Source organism: Desulfovibrio porci, assembly GCF_009696265.1.
Taxonomy (GTDB): Bacteria; Desulfobacterota; Desulfovibrionia; order Desulfovibrionales; family Desulfovibrionaceae; genus Desulfovibrio; species Desulfovibrio porci.
The window spans coordinates 83,779-107,197 of sequence record NZ_VUMH01000003.1 but is presented as its reverse complement, the minus strand read 5'-3'; the positions used below and the strand labels follow the sequence as shown (position 1 = coordinate 107,197).

Annotated in this window: 14 protein-coding genes; 7 read left to right on the top strand and 7 right to left on the bottom strand. The window is 59.3% G+C overall.

Going from position 1 to position 23,419, the window contains the following annotated elements; translation table 11 throughout:
• Window positions 1-37: 37 nt before the first annotated feature.
• Window positions 38-1,054, top strand: coding sequence for a glycoside hydrolase family 3 N-terminal domain-containing protein (locus FYJ44_RS04315; protein WP_154509502.1), 1,017 nt, complete (start codon window positions 38-40; stop codon window positions 1,052-1,054).
• Window positions 1,055-1,224: 170 nt separating this feature from the next.
• Here the strand turns inward: FYJ44_RS04315 and FYJ44_RS04310 are convergent, their stop codons facing one another.
• The gene (locus FYJ44_RS04310; RefSeq protein ID WP_229772491.1) at window positions 1,225-4,008 is read right to left on the bottom strand and encodes an amidohydrolase; all 2,784 of its coding nucleotides are present in this window, start codon (window positions 4,006-4,008) and stop codon (window positions 1,225-1,227) included.
• 171 nt (window positions 4,009-4,179) lie between these two features.
• Here FYJ44_RS04310 and FYJ44_RS04305 point away from each other — a divergent pair, with 171 nt between their 5' ends.
• Complete coding sequence (locus FYJ44_RS04305) at window positions 4,180-4,869, top strand: DsbA family protein (RefSeq protein WP_154509500.1); 690 nt, start codon at window positions 4,180-4,182, stop codon at window positions 4,867-4,869.
• A gap of 38 nt (window positions 4,870-4,907) precedes the next feature.
• On the top strand, window positions 4,908-6,125 hold the full coding sequence (locus FYJ44_RS04300) for a GNAT family N-acetyltransferase (protein ID WP_154509498.1): 1,218 nt from the start codon (window positions 4,908-4,910) through the stop codon (window positions 6,123-6,125).
• Between the two features lie 84 nt (window positions 6,126-6,209).
• Here the strand turns inward: FYJ44_RS04300 and secA are convergent, their stop codons facing one another.
• Window positions 6,210-8,777 (bottom strand): preprotein translocase subunit SecA, encoded by a 2,568-nt coding sequence (gene secA, locus FYJ44_RS04295; RefSeq protein WP_154509496.1) that lies wholly within the window; start codon window positions 8,775-8,777, stop codon window positions 6,210-6,212.
• A 691-nt stretch (window positions 8,778-9,468) separates the two neighbouring features.
• Between secA and FYJ44_RS04290 the strand changes: the two genes are divergently transcribed.
• Genes FYJ44_RS04290 through FYJ44_RS04280 form a run of 3 tightly spaced genes read left to right on the top strand, consistent with a single transcriptional unit; the run spans window position 9,469 to window position 11,736 of the window.
• Entirely contained in the window at window positions 9,469-10,659 is a 1,191-nt protein-coding gene (locus tag FYJ44_RS04290) for a DUF3440 domain-containing protein (RefSeq protein WP_154509494.1), read from the top strand.
• Window positions 10,659-11,078 carry a GNAT family N-acetyltransferase gene (locus tag FYJ44_RS04285; RefSeq protein ID WP_154509492.1) on the top strand — a complete coding sequence of 140 codons (420 nt, stop codon included), beginning with the start codon at window positions 10,659-10,661 and terminating at the stop codon, window positions 11,076-11,078. The genes FYJ44_RS04290 and FYJ44_RS04285 overlap by 1 nt, the downstream gene beginning before the upstream one ends.
• Window positions 11,068-11,736, top strand: coding sequence for an IbrB-like domain-containing protein (locus tag FYJ44_RS04280; protein ID WP_154509490.1), 669 nt, complete (start codon window positions 11,068-11,070; stop codon window positions 11,734-11,736). Before FYJ44_RS04285 ends, FYJ44_RS04280 begins: the two co-directional genes overlap by 11 nt.
• Before the next feature lie 131 nt (window positions 11,737-11,867).
• Here FYJ44_RS04280 and FYJ44_RS04275 read toward each other — a convergent pair whose 3' ends face one another.
• From FYJ44_RS04275 to FYJ44_RS04260, 4 genes are all read right to left on the bottom strand, one after another.
• On the bottom strand, window positions 11,868-13,607 hold the full coding sequence (locus FYJ44_RS04275) for a methyl-accepting chemotaxis protein (protein WP_154509488.1): 1,740 nt from the start codon (window positions 13,605-13,607) through the stop codon (window positions 11,868-11,870).
• A 526-nt stretch (window positions 13,608-14,133) separates the two neighbouring features.
• Window positions 14,134-16,188: a methyl-accepting chemotaxis protein gene (locus FYJ44_RS04270; RefSeq protein WP_154509486.1), complete on the bottom strand. Its 2,055-nt coding sequence runs from the start codon at window positions 16,186-16,188 to the stop codon at window positions 14,134-14,136.
• A gap of 2,007 nt (window positions 16,189-18,195) precedes the next feature.
• Window positions 18,196-19,935: a methyl-accepting chemotaxis protein gene (locus FYJ44_RS04265; protein ID WP_154509484.1), complete on the bottom strand. Its 1,740-nt coding sequence runs from the start codon at window positions 19,933-19,935 to the stop codon at window positions 18,196-18,198.
• 513 nt (window positions 19,936-20,448) lie between these two features.
• Window positions 20,449-22,188: a methyl-accepting chemotaxis protein gene (locus FYJ44_RS04260; protein ID WP_154509482.1), complete on the bottom strand. Its 1,740-nt coding sequence runs from the start codon at window positions 22,186-22,188 to the stop codon at window positions 20,449-20,451.
• A gap of 21 nt (window positions 22,189-22,209) precedes the next feature.
• Here FYJ44_RS04260 and FYJ44_RS04255 point away from each other — a divergent pair, with 21 nt between their 5' ends.
• Window positions 22,210-22,584, top strand: a complete 375-nt coding sequence (locus FYJ44_RS04255; RefSeq protein ID WP_154509480.1) for a hypothetical protein — start codon at window positions 22,210-22,212, stop codon at window positions 22,582-22,584.
• A gap of 413 nt (window positions 22,585-22,997) precedes the next feature.
• Here FYJ44_RS04255 and FYJ44_RS04250 read toward each other — a convergent pair whose 3' ends face one another.
• Window positions 22,998-23,363: a molybdenum cofactor biosynthesis protein MoaE gene (locus FYJ44_RS04250; protein ID WP_154509478.1), complete on the bottom strand. Its 366-nt coding sequence runs from the start codon at window positions 23,361-23,363 to the stop codon at window positions 22,998-23,000.
• Window positions 23,364-23,419: the final 56 nt, after the last annotated feature.

Below are 23,419 nucleotides of genomic sequence, written 5' to 3'. Positions count from 1 at the left end.
TTCGTCCTCTTCCGCGCCCCTCCCTTCTCTTGATGTCATGCTCGGCTCCATGCTGATGCTGGGTTTTCGCGGCACGGAACTTGCGCCGGACGATCCCTTTCTGGCGGCGGTGCGCGCGGGCAAGGTGGGACATGTCCTGCTGTTCGACCGCGACCTGCCCAGCGGCGGAGAGCGCAACATCCGTTCCCCCGAGCAGCTCCGCCGTCTGACGGCCGCGCTGCGCGCCGCCGCCCCCGGTCCCATGTTCATTGCCGTGGATCAGGAAGGAGGCCGCGTCAGGCGGCTCAAGCCGCAACAGGGTTTTATGGACCTGCCTTCGGCCCGGAGCATGGGGCGGGGGCGCCCGGCGGCCACCAGAGCTTTGGCCGCGCGGCTGGGCGCGGAACTGGCCGGGCTGGGCATTTCCGTGGACCTTGCGCCCGTGGCGGACGTGGACAGCAATCCGGACAATCCGGCCATCGGCAAGCTGGGGCGCAGCTTCAGCCCGGACCCCGGGCTGACGGCGCAGCATGCCCTGGCTTTCGGGCAGGGGCTGGCTCAGGCCGGGATCATTCCCGCGCTCAAGCATTTCCCCGGCCAGGGCGGCGCGCAACGCGATTCGCATCTGGGCCTCACCGACATCAGCCGCTGCTGGGACGGCGGCGGCGATCTGCTGCCCTATGCGGAGGCCTTCAGCCAGGGCTGGCCGGGCATGGTCATGGTGGGGCATCTGTTTCATGCCGGGCTTGACCCCGAGCATCCGGCCACGCTGTCGAAGATGGTGGTCACCGGCCTGCTGCGCCAGGGGCTGGGCTGGCGGGGCGTGGTCATCAGCGACGACATGCAGATGAAGGCCATCACCGGGCACTACGGCCTGGAGCAGGCCATGCTGCTGGCAGTGCAGGCGGGGGTGGACATCTTGGTTTTCGGCAACAATCTGCAATGGGATCCCGATCTGCCCGAAAAAGCGCACGCAACACTGCGCCGCCTGGTGGACAGCGGCAGGATTTCGCCGGAACGCATCCGGGCGTCGTGGGAGCGGATACGCGCGCTGCATGCGGCCTACGCGCGTTAAAAAAATCTGGATAAAAAACCAAAGAGGGAAGCCGCGCGGCTTCCCTCTTTGGTTTTCGGCAAGTCGTGTTGGAGGATGCCTCCGGCGGCCAAGGGGGCGCGGCCCCCTTGGGATTCCGTTTCCGGAGATGTCGGGTAAACCGGGCCGCCCTGCGCCGCCTGCAGGGCTGATTATCTCGTTGTTCCGCTGTTGCCCGGCCGGGGGCCGTCCGTGAGCAGAACGGCCTGTCCCGCAAGGCCGCCCTTTTGCGCGTCCCTGTCGCGCGGGCCGTTGTCCCGCAACACGAAGAAGGCGATGTGCATCTTGTCCATAGTCAGGGCGTCGTCAGGCCTGAGCGGCAGCATGGGCGCGTCCAGAGACGCGATCCACCAGTTGCCGTCAGCCATGACGGCTTCGGAGCTGTAGTGCAGGGGCCGCGTGCCCGCTATCCCGCTGCCGCCGTCCAGCAGGGTCATGTCCCGCGCCGGTCCGCCGTTGCCCAGGAATCGCATCTGGAAGACGGCCAGATCACCGTCGCGCACGTCGGCCGTGAAGGCATACGCGCCCAGTGTTTTTTCCCTGATGCTGTTTTGGCCTTCGGCGGGCGTCATGGGACTCGTCCCGGTCACCACGGCCACCACGGCTTCCGTGGGCTGGGCGTAGGAGGCGCGGGGCGCGTCGGCCAGCGCTTCGGAGCCGGGCACAAAGCCGTAAACCGGCCTGTCGCCCACAATGGTCGCCATCACGCGCATGTCGGCCAGGCGCTGCGGGTCGGCCACGGCCACGGCCAGCGGATCCTCGGCCAGAATGGTGAAGTCCGCCAGCCTGCCGGGCGCGATGGAGCCGATCCGGTCGCTGAGCTTGTTCTGCCAGGCGGGCATGCCGGTGACCGCGTGCAGGGCCTGCAGGGCATTGATCCGGTGGTCGTAGTTCCAGAAGGCGAAGGTTGTCCTGTCGCCGGTTTCCTGGGGGTCGCGCGGCGGGAAGAGCGCCTTGGCCTTGAGATCGTGCCCCTGGCCGCTGAGCAGGGTGCCGCCCTCATAAATGGCTGAATGGGCGCTGGTGCGGGTCACCGCCGATTGCAGACTGCGCAGCGGCGCAATGGGCGTGATGTAGGTGTCGTTGTGGAAGCTGAAGGGCTGGTTGTAGGCCACGCTCCAGCCCACGGGGCTCATGTTCCGGGCGCGGCCCGGCCCGAAGAATATCTGGTTGTGGCGATCGCCCCAGAAATAGGTATGGGTCACAAAGTAGGAATTGAAGAAATGCTGGTCGCGCATCAGGCGGCTCAGTTGCGTGATGTCCCTGGCGCCCACGCTTGCCGGGGAAAGTTTGCCGTCCGTAAAGGCTCCGGTCAGTTCCGTGTACATGGGGCCGGTGCCCGGCAGATCCTGATAATTGCCGGTCAGACGCTGGATGTGCTGCAGTTCCATGGTTTGGGCGTGGATGGACGTGTCGCGGGTGTCCTTGACCTGCGGATGCCGGACCACGGCTTTTTCCAGGGCCGTGACCCAGTGTTCGGCGGCGGCGCTGCCGTTGGTATGGGTCTGGGTGCTCTGCCCGTTGCCGTGATAGAGGGCGATCAGGGTTTCCAGGGCCGCCGGGGACATGTTGTCCGTGCCCACGGCCCCGTTGAAGAAACCGGCCTTGTTGAAGCTGTCGGCGGCCGTATACGCGCCCCAGCGGTAAAAGCCGGGCTGTTTCATCCAGGCCGTGTAGCCCTGGGGCGAGCCGTCAAAGGTGAACTTCCAGGCGCCGAGAAAGAGGCGGTTGTCCGCCGCCAGACCGGCGGGCGGCGTGACGGCGCCCCTGGACACGGCCACGGGCGCGCCGTTCCTGTCCTTGTCCGCCGCGTAGGCGGGCATGGCCAGCCGGGTGATGTCGCTGCCGTTGGCCACGGCCCGGCGGCCGTCGGCAAAGGGAATATTGTTCCCGGTCATGGCCGCTGTTTCCGCTCCGGCCAGGGACAACGTGCCGCTGTCCCAGCCCAGGGCCGCGCGGTTGATCCAGCCCGCGCTGTCCACGGTTTTGCCCGAGGCCAGGGTGGTGGGATAATAGCCCAGGGGATGCAATACCACGCGCAGGTCCAGATTGCCGCGCAGGATGCCGTTCTGCATCTTGGGCAATTCCGTGAGCATGCGGATGTTGGAGCAGTCCGCCGTGGTCACGCCCGCCGCCGCGTAGACTTCATTGGCGCGGGCCAGGCCGCGCTGGGCCGCCTGGGGTCCGGCGGGCGGGAAGTGACGGCTGACCACCTGCATGGCGCGGGGCTCGGTGAGCTTGCCGCTTTGCGCGTCCACGCCCACGGTGTTGAGTTCGTTTTTGGCCGCTTTGGCCAGGGCCGCGGAGTTGACCACCGCCATATGGCCGGAGACGTGCCGCACGAAGACGGGATTGTGCGGGCAGGCCGCGTCCAGATCCGCTCTGGTGGGATGGCGCATTTCCGTGACCAGGGTGTCGTCGTAGCCCCAGCCCAGCACCCACGCGCCCTTGCCCGCGCTTTGGCAGCGCCGGGCCAGGGCCTTCTTGTAATCCTCAATGGAGCGCATCTCGCCCAGAGGGAAGCTGTTCAGGTTGACCTGAAAAAGGTCGTAGCCGCCTTGCAGCGGAAAGTGTCCGTGCCCGTCGACAAGGCCCGGCAGCATGGTTTTGCCGTGCAGGTCCACAATCCCGGCCGCGTCGGCGAACAGGCCCTGTTGCCGGGCCTGGGCGGCGGAACCGGCAAAGATGATTCTGCCGTCCCTGACGGCCACCACCTCCACGGTTTTGGCCTTGCGCGGGTCTTTGGCCGCGTCCATGCTTTCGGTCAGGGTGTAGATTCTGCCGTTGTGGTAGAGCGTGTCCACCGTGGCGGCGGCCAGGGGCCGCGCGCCCCAGCCCGCGCCCAGAAGCAGGATCAGGGTCAGGACGTGGGCCAGAACTCCGGCCCTTCCCGCGAACCGGCTGAAAGCATGCCGCAAGCTGCGTTTACGCATCATATCGCTTCCTTGTAAGAGGGTTTTCCCGATTGTCCGGAATTGCCTGTGCTTCATCCGTTGCATTGGCGCACGGCCTTGTCAAGCCGGGCGCGGTTCGCGCCGGGGAGGTGCCTGTTGACGGTGGATTTTTCCGGCCCTATCTTGAAAAAGTACGACAAGGAGCGCGAACCCATGTCCCATTTTCTGTATCTTTCCGATGTGTTCTGTCCGTGGTGCTATGGTTTCGCACCCGTCATGCAGCGTCTGGCCGCCGAACATCCGGACCTGCCGGTGCGCGTGCTCGGCGGGGATCTGGTGGGCCAGGCCACGACGCTGACGGAGATGAAGGCCGGGTCCCCGAACCTGCGGGACTTTTTCGTCCGTCTGGAAAAAACCACCGCCCAGCCTGTGGGCGGTTTTCTGGCGGCTCTGGACGCTGACCGGCCCCTGCGCATGTATTCGCCGGACGCGGCCGTGCTGCTGGCGGCCTTGAAGCGTCTTGCGCCGGGGCATGAGCTGGCCCAGATGGAGTGCCTGCAGCAGCTCCTGTACCGCGCGGGCCGCGACGTGCTTTCCGCCGACGTGCGGGAGGCGACGGCGGCCCGCTGGAATGTGGACCCGCTTCTTCTGGAGCGCGCGCTGGACGATCCCGCCGTGCGGGAGGCCGCCGAAAAGGAAACGCGGGAAGCCGCCGCCCTGATGGGTGAATTCAAACTCTACCCCACGCTCTATCTGGTGCGGGACGACGGGCGCAGTCTGCTGGCGCGGGGCTATGCCTCCTACGCCACGACGGCCGCCCGGCTGGAGGCGGCGTTGAGCGGCAACAGCGCGGGTTTCGCCGGGGGCGGAGCCTGCTCCCTAGACGGAACCTGCCATATCTGACGCCCGGCGGCGCGTGACGCGGCAAGGAATATCTCTGTATGAAAAGCAACGAGCAGTTTGAATTCAAAAAGCTGGACGCCGGTGACTTCGAGGAGTTCGAAGCCCTGCTGCGCTACGCCTTTCAGGTCAGCTCTTATGAAATGTCGCGGATCGGCTGGTCGGACAAGGAGATGAAGCAGTCCAAAAAGCCGATTTTCGACGCCTCCTACGTGCTGGGCTGGTTTTACAAAGGGCATCTGGCCTCGCAGATCGTGGTCTACTCCATGGAGGTCAATATCCGGGACCGGATCTGCAAGATGGGCGGCGTCACCGGCGTGGCCACCTATCCGGAATACACCGGCCGTGGGCTGGTGCACTCCCTGATCAAAAAGAGCCTGGAGCACATGCGCCGGGAGCAGCAGTACATTTCCTTCCTCTGCCCGTATTCCATCCCTTTTTACCGCAAACAGGGCTGGGAAATCGTGGCGGACAAGATGACCTTTTCCATCAAGGACACCCAGCTGCCCAAGCACCACGCCGTGGAAGGCCAGATCGAGCGTGTGCCCGCGGAGCACGAGGACATCCGCCGGGTCTACAAATACTTCGCCCTGCAACAGCACGGCGTGCTGATCCGGGGCGATCTGGAGTGGGAGGAGTACTGGCGCTGGGAGTCCGACGACATCATGGCCGCCGTGTATTACACCAAAGAGGAAAAGCCGCTGGGTTACGTCATCTACTATATTGAGAACGAAGTCTTTCAGATCAAGGAAATGATCTGGCTGACCCAGGAGGCCAAATACGGCATCTGGAACTATATCAGCGCGCATTTTTCCATGATCACCAAGGTGGAGGGGGCCAACTACACGGGCGAGTCCATTGCCTTCCAGTTTGAGGACAGCGAAATAGACGAGACCATCCGGCCCAACGTCATGGCCCGCATTGTGGATGTGGAGCGCTTTCTGGAGGAATATTCCTTCCAGTTCGAGGACGACAAGCTCAAGCTTTATTTCCGCATCAGCGACCCGGCCGCGCCATGGAACAACGGCATTTTCCACGTCTCCTGGCAGGACGGCAAGACCGTCTGCGAAAAGGTGGACAGCCACGGTTCGGCCCCGCTGATCGAAATGGATATCCAGACCCTGACCGTCATGCTCATGGGCTACAAAAGGCCCACCTATCTCTATAACAACGACAGAATCCGCATGGAATATTATCTGCTGCCCACCCTGGAAAGCCTTATCCCGCCGGAAAAACCGTATTTTTCGGATTATTTCTGAGCCGGGGCGAAGTTTTTCCATAGGTCATAAAAAGCGGGGAATCATGTTCCCCGCTTTTTATGACCTATGCTTCTGAAATGCCGTCTACTTGTCCCGGCCGCAGCACTTCTTGTACTTCTTGCCGCTGCCGCAGGGGCAGGGATCATTGCGGCCCACGCGCGGCGCGGCTTTGGCCGGCGTGCCCTTGGCCGGCTGGGCTTCGTCTTCGCCGCCGCCGGAATAGGACAGTTGGCCCGACGATTCCTCGCGGTGGCGGAACTCCAGGGCCAGGGCTTCTTTTTCAGCCTCGGCGCGGGCCTGTTCCTCTTCCGGGCTGACCCGCTGCACGCGCACGCGGGTCAGGGCGCGGAACACGCTCTCACGGATCTGGAAGAGCATTTCCTGGAACATGTCGAAGCCTTCGCGCTTGTACTCCAGCTTGGGATCGCGCTGGCCGTAGCCGCGCAGGCCGATGCCGTCGCGCAGGGCGTCCATGTTGCGCAGGTGTTCCTTCCAGCAGCGGTCCAGCTCTTCCAGCAGGAAGTAGCGCTGGATGTCCTTGTAGCTCTCACCGGCGTCGGCTTTCAGTTCATCCAGAATGCCGCGTATCAGCTTTTCACACTCTTCCCGCTCGGGCAGGGGCGCGTTTTCGGGCAGCGCGCGGTCCAGATTGAAGACTTCGCGCAAGCGGGCCATGATGGCCCGGCGCGTGTCGGGCAGATCGTCGGGCGCGGTATTGTCCAGCGGGCCGTAGGCATCGTCCAGCACGTCGCTCATAAATTCGTTGAGCACCGGCTCCAGATCGTCCTCGACCATCAGCTCGCGGCGCAGGGTATAGATGACCTCGCGCTGCTGATTCATGACGTTGTCGTAATCCAGCAGGGTTTTACGGATCTCGAAGTGGTGGGCTTCCACCCGTTTCTGGGCGCCTTCCACCGCGCGGGTGACCATGGCGTTTTCAATGGCCTCGCCGTCGCGCAGGCCCAGCTTTTCCATCAGGCCCTTGATCCGGTCCGAGCCGAACAGGCGCATCAGGTCGTCTTCCAGGGAGAGGTAGAAGCGGGAGGAGCCGGGGTCGCCCTGGCGGCCCGAACGGCCGCGCAACTGGTTGTCGATGCGGCGGCTCTCGTGCCGCTCGGTGCCCAGGATGTGCAGGCCGCCCAGTTCCACCACGCCCTCGCCCAGCACGATGTCCGTGCCGCGCCCGGCCATGTTGGTGGCGATGGTCACTTTGCCCTTCTGGCCCGCCTGGGCCACGATTTCGGCTTCTTTCTCATGCTGTTTGGCGTTGAGCACGTTGTGCGGAATGCCCAGCTTGGTCAGGCGCTGGGAGAGCATTTCCGACGTCTCAATGGAAATGGTGCCCACCAGCACGGGCTGTTCCTTCTGGTGCAGTTCGGCGATGGCCGCCGCGATGGCGTCGAATTTTTCCTTGCGGCTGCGGAAGATCAGGTCCGGGTAATCCTTGCGGATCATGGGCCTGTTGGGCGGGATGGAGATGACCTCCAGATTGTAGATCTGCTGGAATTCCACGGCTTCGGTGTCCGCCGTGCCGGTCATGCCCGAAAGTTTGTCGTAGAGGCGGAAATAGTTCTGGAAGGTGATGGAGGCCAGGGTCTGGTTTTCCGCGGCGACGGTGACGTGCTCCTTGGCTTCCAGGGCCTGATGCAGACCGTCGGAATAGCGGCGTCCGGCCATGAGGCGGCCCGTGAACTCGTCCACGATGACCACCTGATCGTCCTGCACGATGTAGTCCACGTCGCGCTTGAAGACCTGATGGGCCTTGAGGGATTGCAGAACGTGGTGCTGGGCCGTGATGTTGGCCGGGTCAAAGAGGTTGTCCAGCTTGAGCAGCTCCTCGCAGCGGAGCGCGCCCGCGTCCGTGAGCATGGCGGTGCGGGCCTTTTCGTCAATGGTGTAGTGCTCGGGCGTGAGCTGGCGCACGATGTCGTCCACCGTGCGGTACATGCCCACGGATTCCTCGGACGCGCCGGAAATGATCAGCGGCGTGCGGGCTTCGTCGATGAGGATGGAGTCCACTTCGTCCACGATGGCGAAGTTGTGGCCGCGCTGCACAAGCTGGTCGGCATAGAACTTCATGTTGTCGCGCAGGTAGTCGAAGCCGAATTCGTTATTGGTGCCGTAGGTAATGTCCGCGTTATAGGCGGCTTTGCGCTCAGCGTCGTCCAGGCCGTGCACGATGACGCCGGTGCTCAGGCCGAGAAAGGAATACAGCTTGCCCATCCAGGCCGCGTCTCGCGAGGCCAGGTAGTCGTTGACCGTGACCACGTGCACGCCCTTGCCGGACAGCGCGTTGAGCACCACGGCCAGGGTGGCCACCAGGGTTTTGCCTTCGCCGGTCTTCATTTCGGCGATCTTGCCCTTGTGCAGAACCATGCCGCCGATCAGCTGCACGTCATAGTGGCGCATGCCCAGCACGCGGCGCGAGGCCTCGCGCACCAGGGCGAAGACTTCGGGCAGCAGCGCGTCCAGGCTTTTGCCGCCCTCCTGCACGTCTTTTTTATACCGGGAGATGCGGGCGGCGAAGTCCGCGTCTTCCAATTGCTGCATTTCGGGTTCCAGAGCATTGATGCGCTGCACCTGGGGGCGGAGGCGGCGCAGATAGCGCTCGTTTTTGCTGCCGAAGATCTTCTTGAAAAGAAAACCGAACATGGATGCTCCTCTGCTTCACACGGGCGGGCCGCTGGCGGCTCCGGCCGATTATGGTCCGGGTCGGGTTGCGACGGCAGGGCGCTCACACTGCCGTGGTATCCCGCAAAAATAAGTCATTATGTCATACTTGGCAATGCAAGGCGGTGTATCTTTCGGAAAAAGCGGGCCGAAATCCGCCATGGCGGCGGATTTGCGCGTGGCGCTCGAAATCACGCGTGCCGGACACAAGGGCCGGGGCGGAAGCGCGCGGACGGGTTCGTCAGTTTTGCGCCCGTGGCGTCATATTGTTAAATTAAAAAATATATTATATATATTATAAAATATTATATGCAATCATTAATATGGGCGTTGCCCATGCTGTTCGTATGCAAAAATAGTTTTATATGGCAGGAGGATATAGTTATCTTGTGTATAAGACAGTCTATTTTATTCTATATTGACAGCATGGAATCGTGGAAGAGGCGAAAAAAACAAGAATGTCCGTCCGGTCGGCGATTGCGGGGCGGACATTGCAATGCCTGCCGGGAGCGCGTTTGAATTTTCTCCGGCCCGAAGGGGAATCCCGTATCCGCTTTGCGAGGAGGAAGGCCGCAGCGGCCGTTAAATGTACCTGTCTCCGGAAAGGACGCCACTGAAAAATGTCCGATGCCGTCCGGCATCTCTCATGCGGGCGGCTTGTGGGGTCGATGGCATGAAGCATTTCCTTGGCATGGATGTGTTTGCCGCGGCGCGTCTGCGGCTTGAGGAAATCTTTGACAATTTTGAACGCGTCTATGTTTCGTTCTCCGGCGGAAAAGACTCCGGGGTTGCCGTGCAGTACGCCCTGCAGATCGCCCGGGAGAAGGGGCGTCTGCCCCTGGACGTGCTGCATGTGGATCTGGAAGCGTGGTATGCGCATACCGACGCTTTCGTCACGCGCGTCATGACCCGCCCCGATGTTCGCCCGTACTGGATTTGCCTGCCCATTCATCTGCGGAACTCCGTCTCCCAGATGCGGCCGCACTGGTTGTGCTGGGATCCCGCCGCGCGTGAGCGGTGGGTCCGCGAACTGCCGAAACATCCGGGGGTGATTGCCGATGAGGGCTATTTCCCCTGGTTCAGGCGCGGCATGGAGTTTGAGGAATTCACGCCCCTGTTTGCCGCGCACTTTGCCGAAGGGCGTTCCTGCGCCTGCATAGTGGCCATCCGCAGCGACGAGTCGCTCAACCGTTTCCGGGCCATCGCCTCTCCGGTCAAACAGCGCTGGAACGGCAGAAGCTGGAGCACGGTAACGCCTTCGGGCGTGGTCAATGCATATCCCATATACGACTGGCGCACCGAGGACGTCTGGACGGCCACAGGCAGAAAAGGCTGGGACTACAACCGGATTTACGATCTCATGCATCTGGCCGGGGTGGGCATTCATCAGATGCGCCTTTGCCAGCCCTACGGCGACGACCAGCGGAAAGGACTCTGGCTTTTCAAGATGCTGGAGCCGGAGACATGGGCCAGGCTTGTGGCGCGGGTGGAAGGGGCGAATTTCGGCAACCGTTATGTGGGGCGGTCGGGAAATGTGCTTGGAAATTTTCATATCCATCTTCCCCAGGGACACACCTGGCAGAGTTACGCGGAATTTCTGCTTGAGACCATGCCCCCGCCCACGGCCGCGCACTACCGGAAAAAGATCAGAACCTTTCTCAGGTGGTGGGCCAAGCACGGCGTTGAGGAAATCCCGCAGGAGGCCGACGCAAAACAGGAGGCGCTCCGCAAGGCTCCGAGCTGGCGGCGCATCTGCAAGACATTGCTGAAGAATGACTATTGGTGCAAAGGTTTGAGCTTTTCCCAGACCAAGCGCGAGATGGAACGTCAGGCTCAGATGATTCTGAAATACATGGAGCTGTGATGGAGCTTCGGGAATTTACCCATGATGCGGACCCGGTCAGGAACCGGGAGTTGTTCGGCCTGTTGGGCGAATACGCGGCAAGTCCGGCGATCCGGGATGCCCTGGGCGGTTTCATCAGTTCCGAGCCGGGCCGCCGCTGGTTCGTCATGCTGGAAGACGGCGCGCGCGTCGCGGCTTTCGGCTCGCTGCGCCGTAAACGGACGGCAGCGCATCTTCTCCACTTATACGCCCTCAAGGAAAATGCGGACATTGCGGTTCTGGAACGCTGCATTCAGGAAGCGCGGGAGTGGGGCGCGGCTTGCCTGCTGACCGCGGATTACTGGACACGCCGTGAGTTTTACTTCCGTTACGGATTCAGCTCCGTGCGCAAAGTCGGGCGCTTCGTGCGATTTAAAAAGGAATTGGGCTATGGGAATTGATGAGCTTCTGAGCATGCTTGAGCGCGCCCTTGAGGACGAGAAGGGCGATCTGGACAGACGAGTCGCGGTATACAACCAAATTGTCGCCATGGCCTCGGCCTATCTGGATCTGCCCCATCCGGTGACATGTCCCCAGCTCGTCCCCGTGGACCGGGTTCATGGCAATGAGTACAACCCGAACAAGGTCGCGCCGCCGGAAATGCGCCTGCTCACCCTGTCCATTGAAAAGGACGGCATGACCATGCCGGTGGTGGTGGCGGACGACAAGAACGGCTGGGTCGTCGTGGACGGCTTTCACCGGCGCAGGGTGGCGAAGGCCAAAGCCCACATCCGCCAAAGCCTCGGGGGCTATCTTCCGATAGTCCGGCTCAACAAGAGTCTTGAGGACCGCATCACGTCCACCGTGCGCCATAATATGGCCCGCGGCGCGCATCAGGTGGAACTGACGGCGAAACTTGTGACGCTGCTCCGCAGGCATAACTGGACAAACGAGCGGATCGGCAAGGAACTCGGCATGGACCCTGATGAAGTGCTGCGGCTGAAACAGATGCAGGGACTGGCCGAGGCCTTTTCCGACCGGGAATTTTCACGGGCCTGGGATGTGGACGCCCAGACAAGGGCGGCCGGGCAGAAAAAGCGTTCTGATTCCCGTCTGTAATGCAACGCCTTCAAAGACCGCAAGGGCGGCCCCCGGTATCTTCGCCGGGGCCCGCCCTTGCGGCGCGCTGTCCATAACGCGCCGGATTGCGGCCGGAGAGGCAGCGCCTCTCCGGCCGCAATTCCGTAACATCAGGCCTGTTTCAGTTCCTGAATCAGGCTCGTGAGCCCCTGGGCCTGCGCGGCCAGGTCAGACACTGCCTTGGCGGCCTCGGCCATGGCCTCGGCGGTCTGGCGGGACATGTCGTTGACCTGGACGATGGACTGGTTGATCTCCTCGCTGGCGGCGGACTGTTCCTCGCTGGCCGTGGCGATGGCGTTGACCTGATCCGCCGTGACTTCCACGGTGGCCACGATTTCCTGCAGGGCCGCGCCGGACTGGCTGGCCAGTTCGTTGGCCTCGCTGATGCGCGCCACGGCGTTGTCCATGCCGGTCATGCTTTTGGCCGTGCTTTCCTGAATGGCCTGGATGGCGTTGCCCACATCCTGGGTAGAGGCCATGGTCTTTTCGGCCAGCTTGCGCACTTCGTCGGCCACCACGGCGAAGCCGCGCCCGGCCTCGCCCGCGCGGGCCGCCTCAATGGCCGCGTTGAGGGCCAGCAGGTTGGTCTGGTCCGCGATGTCCGAGATGACGCCCATGATCCGGGTGATGTCCTGGGCGTGCTCGTTGAGCTGGGTCATGTCTTCCTTGAGGTCCAGAGACATCTGGTGCACCTCTTCAATGCTGTGCACGGCCTTTTCCACCACTTGCGCGCCCGCCTCGGCCTTTTCCCTGGTTTCGGCGGAGGCGGCGGAAGCCGAACCCGCGTTGCGGGCCACTTCCTGAACCGTGGCGTTCATCTCGTTCATGGCCGTGGCCGCTTCGGAGAGGCGCTGGGCGGACTCGGCCGCGCCCCGGTCGGACTGCTCGATCTGGGCGGACAACTGGGTGGAGGCGGAGGAAACCACGCTGCCCACCTGTTCCAGTTGGTCGGCGGCCACCAGCATGGCCTCGGTCTTGGCCTGGGCTTCCCGGCCCGCGATTTCGGCTTTTTCCATGGCTTCCTGAGCCCTGGCGGACTGTTCCCTGGCGTTTTCCGATTCGTGTTTGGCGTTATCTATATTTTGCTTCAGGGCGTTGACCATGGCCACAATGTTGCCGAACACGCCTATTTTTTTGCTGCCGTCATCAATATTGTAATCGCCGTCCACCACACGCCGGGCGATGACGTTCAACGCGCCGGGGTCCTTGCCCAACTGGCGCAGCACGCCGCGGACGATAAAGAAGATCAGGCCGATGCCGATGAGCAGGGCCACGATAAGCACGCCGGTGACCAGGCTCTGGGAATTCTCGTACACCTGATCGCCGAACTCGCTGGCCGCGTCGCCGCCGGCCACATTGATCTTGACCAGCTTGATGAGTTGATCGCTGGCGCGGTAGAAGGTTTCCCGCGAAGGACCGACCAGAAGGGCTCTGGCTTCATCCGTGCGGTTTTCCTGGGACAGTTTGTAAATCTGTTCGTGGATTTTTTGATATTCTTTCCAGTCCGTAAGAAAAGCGTCATAGGTCGCTTTTTCCTCGGGGCTGGAGATCACCTTGACGTACTTCGCCTCCATGTCCTGGAACAGCGTGAGCATCTCATTCATGCGTTTTTCATATTTTTCCATCAGCTCCTTGCTGGTGGAGAAGATGTGCATGATTTCCTGAATGCGGTAGTTGGAGGCATATACGTTCAGACCCTGCGCGTACCGGGTGGAAGGCAGCCAGTTGTCGGCTATTTCCGTGGAGGCCGCGTTGATCCTGCTCATCTGGATCAGGCTGAAAATGCCCATGCCGCAAAGCATGGCGAGCAGAAGACCCATTGCCAGTGAAAGTTTTATTGACAGCTTCATCTTCCCCATCCTTAAAATATGGTCGGTGCGAAAATCCTCTTCCCCAAAAAAACGTCAGACTTCACGGAGCGCACGCAAGGAATGCATGGACCTCATTCCTTTGCCATGCGTGCGGCTCGGTTTCTCCAATGAGAGAAAACCATACAGTGCTCTGCCCGTAATTATCGGAACAGAGGAATGTATCTTTAGTGATATATGGTAGTATTTCGCAGAATAGAACGAAAAGCAAGAGTGGCGCTAATTCAAAATAAAGTAATTATTTTTTGCAAAGGCTGAAATTATTAAATAGTATTGAAAAAAATGGTTATATAAAATCAAAAAGAATAATTTAAAAACATAATAGCGTTATTTTGAATTATACAGATTATATTTCGGCTTTTTCCCGCCAAAACATAAAATAAGAAAAAAATGAAAGGCGCGCCTCGCTGTCCACTACGAGGCGCGCCGGGGAAGGGGCGTGTGTCCGTACACGCCTGAGTGCGACCGGGAGGGGATGGTTATAGTCCCGGCCGCAACGTTGTCGTCATCAGGCCTGTTTCAGCTCCTGAATCAGGTCCGTGAGGCTCTGGGCCTGCATAGCCAGATCGGAGACGGCCTTGGCGGCTTCGGCCATGGCTTCGGCTGTCTGGCGGGACATGTCGTTGACCTGGACGATGGATTGGTTGATCTCCTCGCTGGCGGCGGACTGCTCCTCGCTGGCCGTGGCGATGGCGTTGACCTGATCCGCCGTGGCTTCCACAGTTTCCACAATTTCCTGCAAGGCCTGACCGGACTGGTTGGCCAGTTCCGTGGCTTCGCCGATGCGCTGCACGGCCTCATCCACGGCGCTCATGCTTTGGGCCGTGCTTTCCTGAATGGATCTGATGGCGTTGCCCACATCCTGGGTGGAAGCCATGGTCTTTTCGGCCAGCTTGCGCACTTCGTCGGCCACCACGGCGAAGCCGCGCCCGGCCTCGCCCGCGCGGGCGGCCTCAATGGCGGCGTTCAGCGCCAGCAGGTTGGTCTGGTCCGCAATGTCCGAGATCACGCCCATGATCCGGGTAATATCCTGCGAGTGCTCGTTGAGCAGGGCCATGTCGTCCTTGAGCGCCAGGGACTTGGCGTGGACGTCTTCAATGCTGTGCACGGCCTTTTCCACCACCTGCGCGCCGGCCTCGGCCTTTTCCCTGGTGGAGATGGAGGCGGCGGAGGCGGAACTGGCGTTCCGGGCCACTTCCTGGACCGTGGCGTTCATTTCGTTCATGGCCGTGGCCGCTTCGGAAAGGCGCTGGGCGGATTCGGCCGCGCCCCGGTCGGACTGTTCGATCTGGGCCGAAAGTTCGGTGGAGGCGGAGGAAACCACGCTGCCCACCTGTTCCAGCCTGTCGGCGGCGGCCAGCATGGCCTGGGTTTTGCCAAGAGCTTCCTGGCTGGCTTTTTCGGCCTGTTCCATGGCCTCCTGGGCCTTGCGGGACTGCTCTTTGGCGTTTTCCGATTCCTGGTGGGCCGAGGCTATCAATTTCTTAAGGTGTTCCACCATGGCGTTCAGGGCCGTGAAAAGCGTGCCGAGTTCATCACTGCGCTGCCGGGTGAACGGCGTGTCAAGATCGCCTCCGGCCACAGCCTTGGCGTAATTGACGCCATGTAGAAGGTCCTTGATGATGGGCCGGGTGACCAGGAAGATGATCAGGCCCACAAGAACGGCGCCGACCAGCATGATGCCCAGACTGATATTGCGGATGGAGGATGTGGCTTCGCTGATTTCCGAGACGTCGAGGGTGGAGACGGCGATCCAGCCGGATTCGGGATCCTTTCGGAAATTAAGCAGGCGTTCAATGCCCGCGTTGGTGGTGTAGTGCAGCGCGCCTTGAGGGGCGGCCAGCACCTTGCGTCCCCATTCCGTGGTTTTCGCGTCGAATTCCTGGACCAGCTTGTAATCGGGGTGGGCCAGCATAAGGCCGCCCTTGTCCAGAATGTAAGCGAAGCCGGTCTTGCCGATGTGCACGCCTTCAATAGTGCTGGCGATGATGTCTTTGGCGGGCAGGTCGGCGTAAAGCACGCCGGCGGGCTTGCCGGAGGAGTTCAGCAACGGCGTGGCGATAATGACGGCCTTGTCGTTGATGTCCCTGCTCATGAGTGGTTGGGAGATGACCGTTTTTCCCTGCAGGGCGTCCTGGAAATACACGCGGTTGCTGATGTTGAGCTTGCCGACGGTCTCCTTCACCGAGCCCGCCACGACCACGCCGTCAGGGCCGGCGATGCCGACCTCCGGAAAGGCCGTGTAAATGGCGTTGAGGCTTTCCACAACGTCTTGGACGCTGCGCCCGGCTTCCAGCGCCTGAGCGGGGTCGCCGCCCATGGCGTCCGCTAGGACGCGCAGCCGGGCCGTGGCGGCCATGCCGCGCACGCTGTTTTTATAATTCACGGCGGCGTTGGACACGCCCTTGAGCAGAACCTGGTTGGTCACCTCCAGTTCATTCTCGAAGTTGCTCTCCAGGCGATTGGAAACCATATTGGCGACCAGCAGCGTGCTGCCCAGTATCATGATGACAAGGGCTGTCAGGCTTGGCAGTAGTAATTTACTTTGAATCGTAAGCTTCATGGGCTCTCCTTGATGGAATGTTTGCCCGGCGCGCTTTACAAAGGTCAAAGCCCAAATGGGGCGTTTGACCCGCGCGGTTGTCCGCAAAAAGCGAAAAAACTGTGGCGCGCCGGTATCCGGCATGCCCCTGCGGGGCGTGCCGTGGGGGGAAAGGCCGCCTTCATGCGGCCGGTGGCGGAGATGCGCGGACGGCTCCTTGGAGCGCGGCCCGGTTTCCCGCTATGAAACTGCTCCGGATCGTGGGGGGATGCCGTCTGGCGCGGCGTTGCTCCGGGGCGGTCGGACGGCGAAGAAACCGTAGCCTGAAGAGAATAAGGCTGTTTCGCCGCTTAGCAATAATTTCACATATGCCGTGCATGGGAATGCGACTGGCGTCGGGTATGTCTGTCATCCGCGTGTCAGGCCAAATGCTCCTCACGGGCATATACGCTGTTGAGCGGCCGGGGGGTCAACACATCCTTGTCCAAGCCGGTCTTTTTCATCTTATTTTGTTAAAAGTCGAAAATAACCGGCTACTTCCATCTGATATTGGGATTAAATATTATTATAAGAGGAATAAATGTAGTATATCGTACCAAAAAATAAATCATTCTTTATATAGCTATAGAATACGAAATACGATTTAATCGTACACGATAAAAAATAAAAAAGCTATTCTTTTATCCGGGAGAGGTTTCCGGCCTGTTAAAAGTGCTGTAACTGGTTTTTATTTCAGCAAAATTCTTGTGCATAAACGCTTCTCCGGCCCCATTGCGAGCTCCGTGGAGCGGCCCGGCACCACTTCAAGCAGGCGGAGCTCCGCGTCCGCGTTGCCAAAAGCCCCCGCTATTGTCGACAGGGGCTTTTGTTGCCGGTATAATTCCGGCGAAACGTCATTGATTTGCGACAGCAGAGAGCTGCTCAGAATGGCCGTGCGGCGGCCGACGCGCTCAGTATAGTGATTTTCGCCGACAGCCTCATTTTTTTCTCCGGATAACGTGATTGAAACATCAAAAGCTGTTTCCGGTTGAAAAATGGCGCGATAATAAAAAATGCCATTTTCCCTTTTGGTGGCGCGGCCGGACCGTGTTGCTTCTGTTGATGCCCGCGAACGGCTGAACTTTGCGGGTCGTTTTCAGTCAGAACATCTTGGCATGTTCAATTTCAGGAGGCTCCAGGCGACGGTTCCCCGCGACAAAGGGAAAAGGCGGTTCCGTCCGGCGGAAAAAGGTACAAAAAGCGGGGCGTCAGGAGACCGCCCCGCTTAGGGAAGCGCGCCCCGCTGTCCACTTCGGGGCGCGCTGGGGAGGCGCGTGCTGTCCATACGCGCCTGTTTGCGGCCGGGGAATGCGCTAACCCCCAACCGCAAGTGTTTGCACCGTAGGAGCGCTCAGCCCCTGATGCGAAAAGTGCGGCAGCGGGACGGCGTCGCGTCTGGAGACGACGGCAATCCTGTCCATACCTGTCTGTTGTTCTTCTTCATTCCAACCGGAAAAAGCGCGCAAAAAACGACGGTATGCTTTGCATTTCGCAAAGCATACCGTCGTTTACGCTGTCTCAGCGTATATAAAAGTGAAGAAAAGGAGGCGCAGAAGCTACTCTCTCTCTCTCTCTCTCTCTCTCTCTCTCTCTAAAGGAATCAGAGCGGCACAGAGTGCCGCTACAGCGATGAAGATGAGATGTTGCTGCTGATCTCTTCATTGCAAACTATCCTTTACAGAAATAAATATTGTACGGAACCGTTGCCAGATTTCCACTATTCTACGGATGAGTGGTTTTCCCATTCCTGAAGTTCGGACATCGACAAATATAGATACTTTCTTGAGCGGAATATAAACGCCTCCACCTCAAATGGATAAAATACGTTTGCACATATTTTTTAGAGTTTCAAGTAATAATATTGCACTTGCGTAATAGAACAGGGTAACTAATATTAATAATTGGGGGCGGCGTGGGTGCGGCATCGCTCACGAGGCTTTCGCCGTGGAGAGTGTCGCGCCCGCATCCCGCTCGGTCACCGCCGCGCCGTCAGGCCTGCTTCAGTTCCTGAATCAGGTTTGTGAGCCCCTGGGCCTGCGCGGCCAGGTCGGACACGGCCCTGGCCGCTTCAGTCATGGCCTCGGCGGTCTGGCGGGACATCTCGTTGACCTGGACAATGGACTGGTTGATTTGCTCGCTGGCTGCGGACTGTTCCTCGCTGGCCGTGGCGATGGCGTTGACCTGATCCCCGGTGGCCTCCACGGTGGCAACAATTTCCTGCAAAGCCTGACCGGACTGGTTGGCCAGTTCCGTGGCCTCGCCGATGCGTTCCACGGCGTTGTCCACGCCGGTCATGCTCTTTGCCGTGCTTTCCTGAATGGCCCTGATGGCGTTGCCCACGTCGTTGGTGGAGGCCATGGTTTTTTCAGCCAGTTTACGCACCTCGTCGGCCACCACGGCGAAGCCGCGCCCGGCCTCGCCCGCGCGGGCCGCTTCAATGGCCGCGTTGAGGGCCAGCAGATTGGTCTGGTCAGCGATGTCCGAGATGACGCCCATGATCCGGGTGATATCCTGGGCGTGCTCGTTGAGCTGGGCCATGTCATCCTTGAGATCCAGAGACATCTGATGGACCTGTTCAATGCTGCGCACGGCCTTTTCCACCACTTGCGCGCCTGCCTCGGCCTTTGCCTTGGTGTCGGCGGAAGCGGTGGAGGCCGAACCGGCGTTCTTGGCCACTTCCTGGACCGTGGCGTTCATCTCATTCATGGCCGTGGCCGCTTCAGAGAGGCGGGAGGCGGATTCTGCCGCGCCCCGGTCGGATTGCTCGATCTGGGCCGAAAGCTCGCTGGAGGCTGAGGAAACCACAGTGCCGACCTGTTCCAGCTTGTCGGCGGCTACCAGCATGGCCTGGGTTTTGGCCTGAGCTTCCATGCCGGCGGCTTCGGCCTGCCGCATGGCCTCCTGGGCCTTGGCGGACTGCTCCCTGGCGTTTTCCGATTCGCGCCGGGCGCTTTCAATATGGCTTTTCAGGGTGTTGACCATTTCCACGATGGCGCCGTAGACGCCCATTTTTTTGCCGCCGTCATCCACATTATAGTCGCCGTCCACCACGCGGTGGGCAATGGCGTTCAGCTCGCCGGGGTCCTTGCCCAACTGGCGCACGCTGTTGCGCACAATCATAATGGTCAGTAACACGGATATGAGAATTGACAGCACGGTCAAAATGATGCCGATCATATTGCTTCTTTCAAACTTGACGTCGGCCTCGGCATTGGCTGCGTCGACGTTTTTTCTGACCTCCAGCACCAGGTTGTTGATCCGTTCACTCAGGTCATTGTAAAGGATGCGCGAGTCGCCCAGCAATAACTTGACGGCTTCTTCCGCCCGGTCCTGGCGGGAGATATCCATCAGCTTGTCGGAGAGGCTGCAATAGGCTTTCATGCCTTCGTCGGCCAGGCGCAATGCCTGCTTGGCTGCGGGGGTGCGCACGAGACCGGAAAGTTCCTGCAGATAACCGTCAATATTATTTTTCAGGGAGGTCATGACTTTTTCCCTGTCTTCCTTCATGGCCCTGCCGGTGGCATAGACGTGGCGTATTTCCATCATACGATGTTGCGACACATCGTTGTTCAGCCTGCCCGCCAGATCAATGACCGGAATATATCGTTCAGCCATGACGGTAGCCGCGTGGTTGATCTGTTGCATCTGCAGCAGCAGATAAACGGCCAGAATGGCGATCAGCACCGTCAATGTCCCCATGCTGTAAGAAATTTTAGTGGACAATTTCATGTGCGCTTCTCCTTTGAGCCTGAGGGGTTTGTATTGCTTATATTTATAAAAAATATTGTATATATTGGATATTGCAAATATACTCAGTATTATTTTGTAAATATCAAGTTTTATTACTATAGCATGCCGGTTTGATAATGTGAATAAAATTTAAATTATTTTCAAATAAGATAAAAATTTTTCTCAATTTGCTATGAATAGGGTTTTTCTGAAAATGAGCAGGCATTATATCCGTAAAATATTTTTATTCGGACAAAATATTATCTTATACAGAAAAATTTGATGATATATCATTCTATCTGATGTATAAATTTTATGAAAATACACATATCTGTGTAATTAAGAATATTCTATGCATATATTTCTTTAAACCGCTAAATATGGTTATAGTATCGCCAAAAAACCTCTTTTGCATGGGCGCCGGGACAGATGGCGGAAACAAAAAGGGCGCGCCTCGCTGTTTCCTGCGAGACGCGCCCATGAAAAGTCTGGATTATATGCGACTGGTCAGCGTCAGGCCTGTTTCAGTTCCTGAATCAGGTTTGTGAGCCCTTGGGCCTGCGCGGCCAGGTCGGACACGGCCTTGGCCGCCTCGGCCATGGCCTCGGCGGTCTGGCGGGACATGTCGTTGACCTGGACGATGGACTGGTTGATCTCTTCGCTGGCGGCGGACTGCTCCTCGCTGGCCGTGGCGATGGCGTTGACCTGATCCCCGGTGGCTTCCACAGTGGCCACGATTTCCTCCAGGGCCGCGCCGGATTGGCTGGCCAGTTCGTTGGCCTCGCTGATGCGTTCCACGGCATTGTCCACGCCGGTCATGCTCTTGGCCGTGCTTTCCTGAATGGCCTTGATGGCGTTGCCCACATCCTGGGTGGAAGCCATGGTCTTTTCAGCCAGTTTGCGCACTTCATCGGCCACCACGGCGAAACCGCGCCCGGCCTCGCCCGCGCGGGCCGCTTCAATGGCCGCGTTGAGGGCCAGCAGATTGGTCTGGTCAGCGATGTCCGAGATGACGCCCATGATCCGGGTGATATCCTGGGCGTGCTCGTTGAGCTGGGCCATGTCATCCTTGAGATCCAGAGACATCTGATGGACCTGTTCAATGCTGCGCACGGCCTTTTCCACCACTTGCGCGCCTGCCTCGGCCTTTTCCTTGGTGTCGGCGGAAGCGGTGGAGGCCGAACCGGCGTTCTTGGCCACTTCCTGGACCGTGGCGTTCATTTCGTTCATGGCCGTGGCCGCTTCGGAGAGGCGCTGGGCGGATTCGGCCGCGCCCCGGTCGGATTGCTCAATCTGGGCCGAAAGCTCGCTGGAGGCGGAGGAAACCACATTGCCCACCTGCTCCAGTCTGTCGGCGGCGGCCAGCATGGCCTGGGTCTTGCCTTGGGCCTCCCGGCTGGCGGCCTCGGCCTGCCGCATGGCCTCCTGGGCCTTGGCGGACTGCTCTCTGGCGTTTTCCGACTCGCGCCGGGCATTTTCAATGTGTGTTTTCAGGGCGTTGACCATATCCACAATGGCGCCGTAGACGCCCATTTTCTTGCCGCCGTCGTCCACATTGTAGTCGCCGTCCACCACGCGATGGGCAATGGCGTTCAGTTCGCCGGGGTCTTTGCCCAACTGGCGGATGGTATTGCGCACCAGCAGCAGGGTCAGGATGACGCCGATCAGAATGGCCGCCGTTATCAGAATGATGCCGGTCAGACGTGAATTGTCGTACATCCTGTCGGCAACAGCGTCGCTTTCGTTGACGTTCTTTTTGATAGCGGTGATGGTGTTGTCCAGGGCCGTGCTCATCATGTCGTAATCTTTGAGAGATTCGCCGAGCAGCAGCGCCACGGCCTGTTCCGTGCGCAATTCCCGCGACAGTTCAAGCACCTGCTTGGACACATTGCGGTAATTCTGCCGGGCCGCCAGGTAGGTCTGAAAAAATTCTCTGGTCCCGGGGCTGACGATCAGGCGCTCAATTTTTTTGATGCCCTCGGCGATAATTCCCGTCCACTTTTGCTGCGCCTTTTCATAGTTGCTCATCTGCGCGGGGTCCGTGGCATAGATGTGCATGGCTTCGGCCAGACGGTATTCCGAAGCGGCGTTATTGATGGTGCCGATCATTTCCACCAGTGGTATCTGGCGCTGACTCAGAACCGTCGCAACATCATTGACCTTGGACATCTGCATGAGCAGGTAAAGGCCCAGAACTGCCATGAGAGCGGCCAGCGCGCCCATGCTCACGGCGATTTTCATTGACAGCTTCATATTTTCTTTCCTCCCGATGTAATGGTTGAAAAGGCAGAGGCGTTTTCCGGACGGAAAAAGAACGCGCCAATAAAAAAACCGTCAGCCATGGCCGCGACGGCCAAGGGTAACGATTTTTCCTTTCGGAGGGAAACGCCTCTGATTTTCGTTGGCAAAACAGCCGGTTACCTCTCTCTCTCTCTGCGCAATAAAGAGCTGCACAGGGCGGAGCAGCGCCGCGAGACCTTTTTGGGGGAGGAAGGGAAATCCGGCGTTTTTATTCATCATAACCCCGCACTGGAAAAGACTCCGTGGCGTTGCACAATAAATCAGACAATATTGAATGTATTTCTGCCAGCTATTATCGGATCAAGGAGAAAAAATATTAGTGCTCTGAAAAATTATTTGACAGAATAGGGATGAAATCAAGAAAAATTACAATAAAATATAAATATGATATGGATGCATAAGGGCATAAATATTATTTTATATGGAGAATATAATTTTACTAGAATAAGAATTATAATATAAAAAATAGTTTTTATTTAGCTGCATGTATTTTAATGCATAAATTATACAAAATACAAAAAACGCGTCCCGCTGTTTACTACGGGGCGCGTCAAAAAATATGATTATATAAAATGTATGCTCTTTTAATCGTGATTTAATCCGGAGCGGTGCTTGCCGTCGTGCTTTATTTCGGGCTTGCGGTCAGGAGCGACGGCTTCTCATCAGAATAAAGAAAGGCCGCCGCGCTGAAAACCGGCCCATCCGGCTAATAACCATGCGCAAGCGGCCGATAAGGCAGGAAGAGGGAAAAAGGCGCGGCCTCAGACCTCGTGGTACTCCTGTTTGATGACGGCTTCGGCTTTGATCCGGTCCAGCAACTCGGCGAAGGTCGCCTTGACGTGCTCGCGGATGTCCCCGGCCACCACCAGAAAGAGCAGATCGTCGCCGGGCTTGAGCAGGCCCTCTTCGGCTTGGGCCACAATGGCGAAAATGCCGGGACGCTGTTCCATCTCACGGCAGATTTCGCGCATTTTCGCGTTGTCGTGACTGACGCGCACGGCGCTGACCGGCGCATGGCCCTTGCGGGACCAGCCGCGCACCACGCCGTTGTGCACGAGCATCATGCCCACATGCTCGGTGAAGCCGGGGCGGGCTTTGAGTTCCTGGAGAGTTTTGTTAATATCCATAGGGACCGCCTTGGTTGAAAGGATATTGGTCTGGTCAGTATATATGCAGGCCTTCC

What these genes read in the sequence shown, in the direction of transcription:
- FYJ44_RS04315 (WP_154509502.1), top strand. Translation starts at nt 38, where the DNA reads ATGCTCGGCTCCATGCTGATGCTGGGTTTTCGCGGCACGGAACTTGCG.
- FYJ44_RS04310 (WP_229772491.1), bottom strand. Translation starts at nt 4,008, where the DNA reads ATGATGCGTAAACGCAGCTTGCGGCATGCTTTCAGCCGGTTCGCGGGA.
- FYJ44_RS04305 (WP_154509500.1), top strand. Translation starts at nt 4,180, where the DNA reads ATGTCCCATTTTCTGTATCTTTCCGATGTGTTCTGTCCGTGGTGCTAT.
- FYJ44_RS04300 (WP_154509498.1), top strand. Translation starts at nt 4,908, where the DNA reads ATGAAAAGCAACGAGCAGTTTGAATTCAAAAAGCTGGACGCCGGTGAC.
- secA (WP_154509496.1), bottom strand. Translation starts at nt 8,777, where the DNA reads ATGTTCGGTTTTCTTTTCAAGAAGATCTTCGGCAGCAAAAACGAGCGC.
- FYJ44_RS04290 (WP_154509494.1), top strand. Translation starts at nt 9,469, where the DNA reads ATGAAGCATTTCCTTGGCATGGATGTGTTTGCCGCGGCGCGTCTGCGG.
- FYJ44_RS04285 (WP_154509492.1), top strand. Translation starts at nt 10,659, where the DNA reads ATGGAGCTTCGGGAATTTACCCATGATGCGGACCCGGTCAGGAACCGG.
- FYJ44_RS04280 (WP_154509490.1), top strand. Translation starts at nt 11,068, where the DNA reads ATGGGAATTGATGAGCTTCTGAGCATGCTTGAGCGCGCCCTTGAGGAC.
- FYJ44_RS04275 (WP_154509488.1), bottom strand. Translation starts at nt 13,607, where the DNA reads ATGAAGCTGTCAATAAAACTTTCACTGGCAATGGGTCTTCTGCTCGCC.
- FYJ44_RS04270 (WP_154509486.1), bottom strand. Translation starts at nt 16,188, where the DNA reads ATGAAGCTTACGATTCAAAGTAAATTACTACTGCCAAGCCTGACAGCC.
- FYJ44_RS04265 (WP_154509484.1), bottom strand. Translation starts at nt 19,935, where the DNA reads ATGAAATTGTCCACTAAAATTTCTTACAGCATGGGGACATTGACGGTG.
- FYJ44_RS04260 (WP_154509482.1), bottom strand. Translation starts at nt 22,188, where the DNA reads ATGAAGCTGTCAATGAAAATCGCCGTGAGCATGGGCGCGCTGGCCGCT.
- FYJ44_RS04255 (WP_154509480.1), top strand. Translation starts at nt 22,210, where the DNA reads ATGGTTGAAAAGGCAGAGGCGTTTTCCGGACGGAAAAAGAACGCGCCA.
- FYJ44_RS04250 (WP_154509478.1), bottom strand. Translation starts at nt 23,363, where the DNA reads ATGGATATTAACAAAACTCTCCAGGAACTCAAAGCCCGCCCCGGCTTC.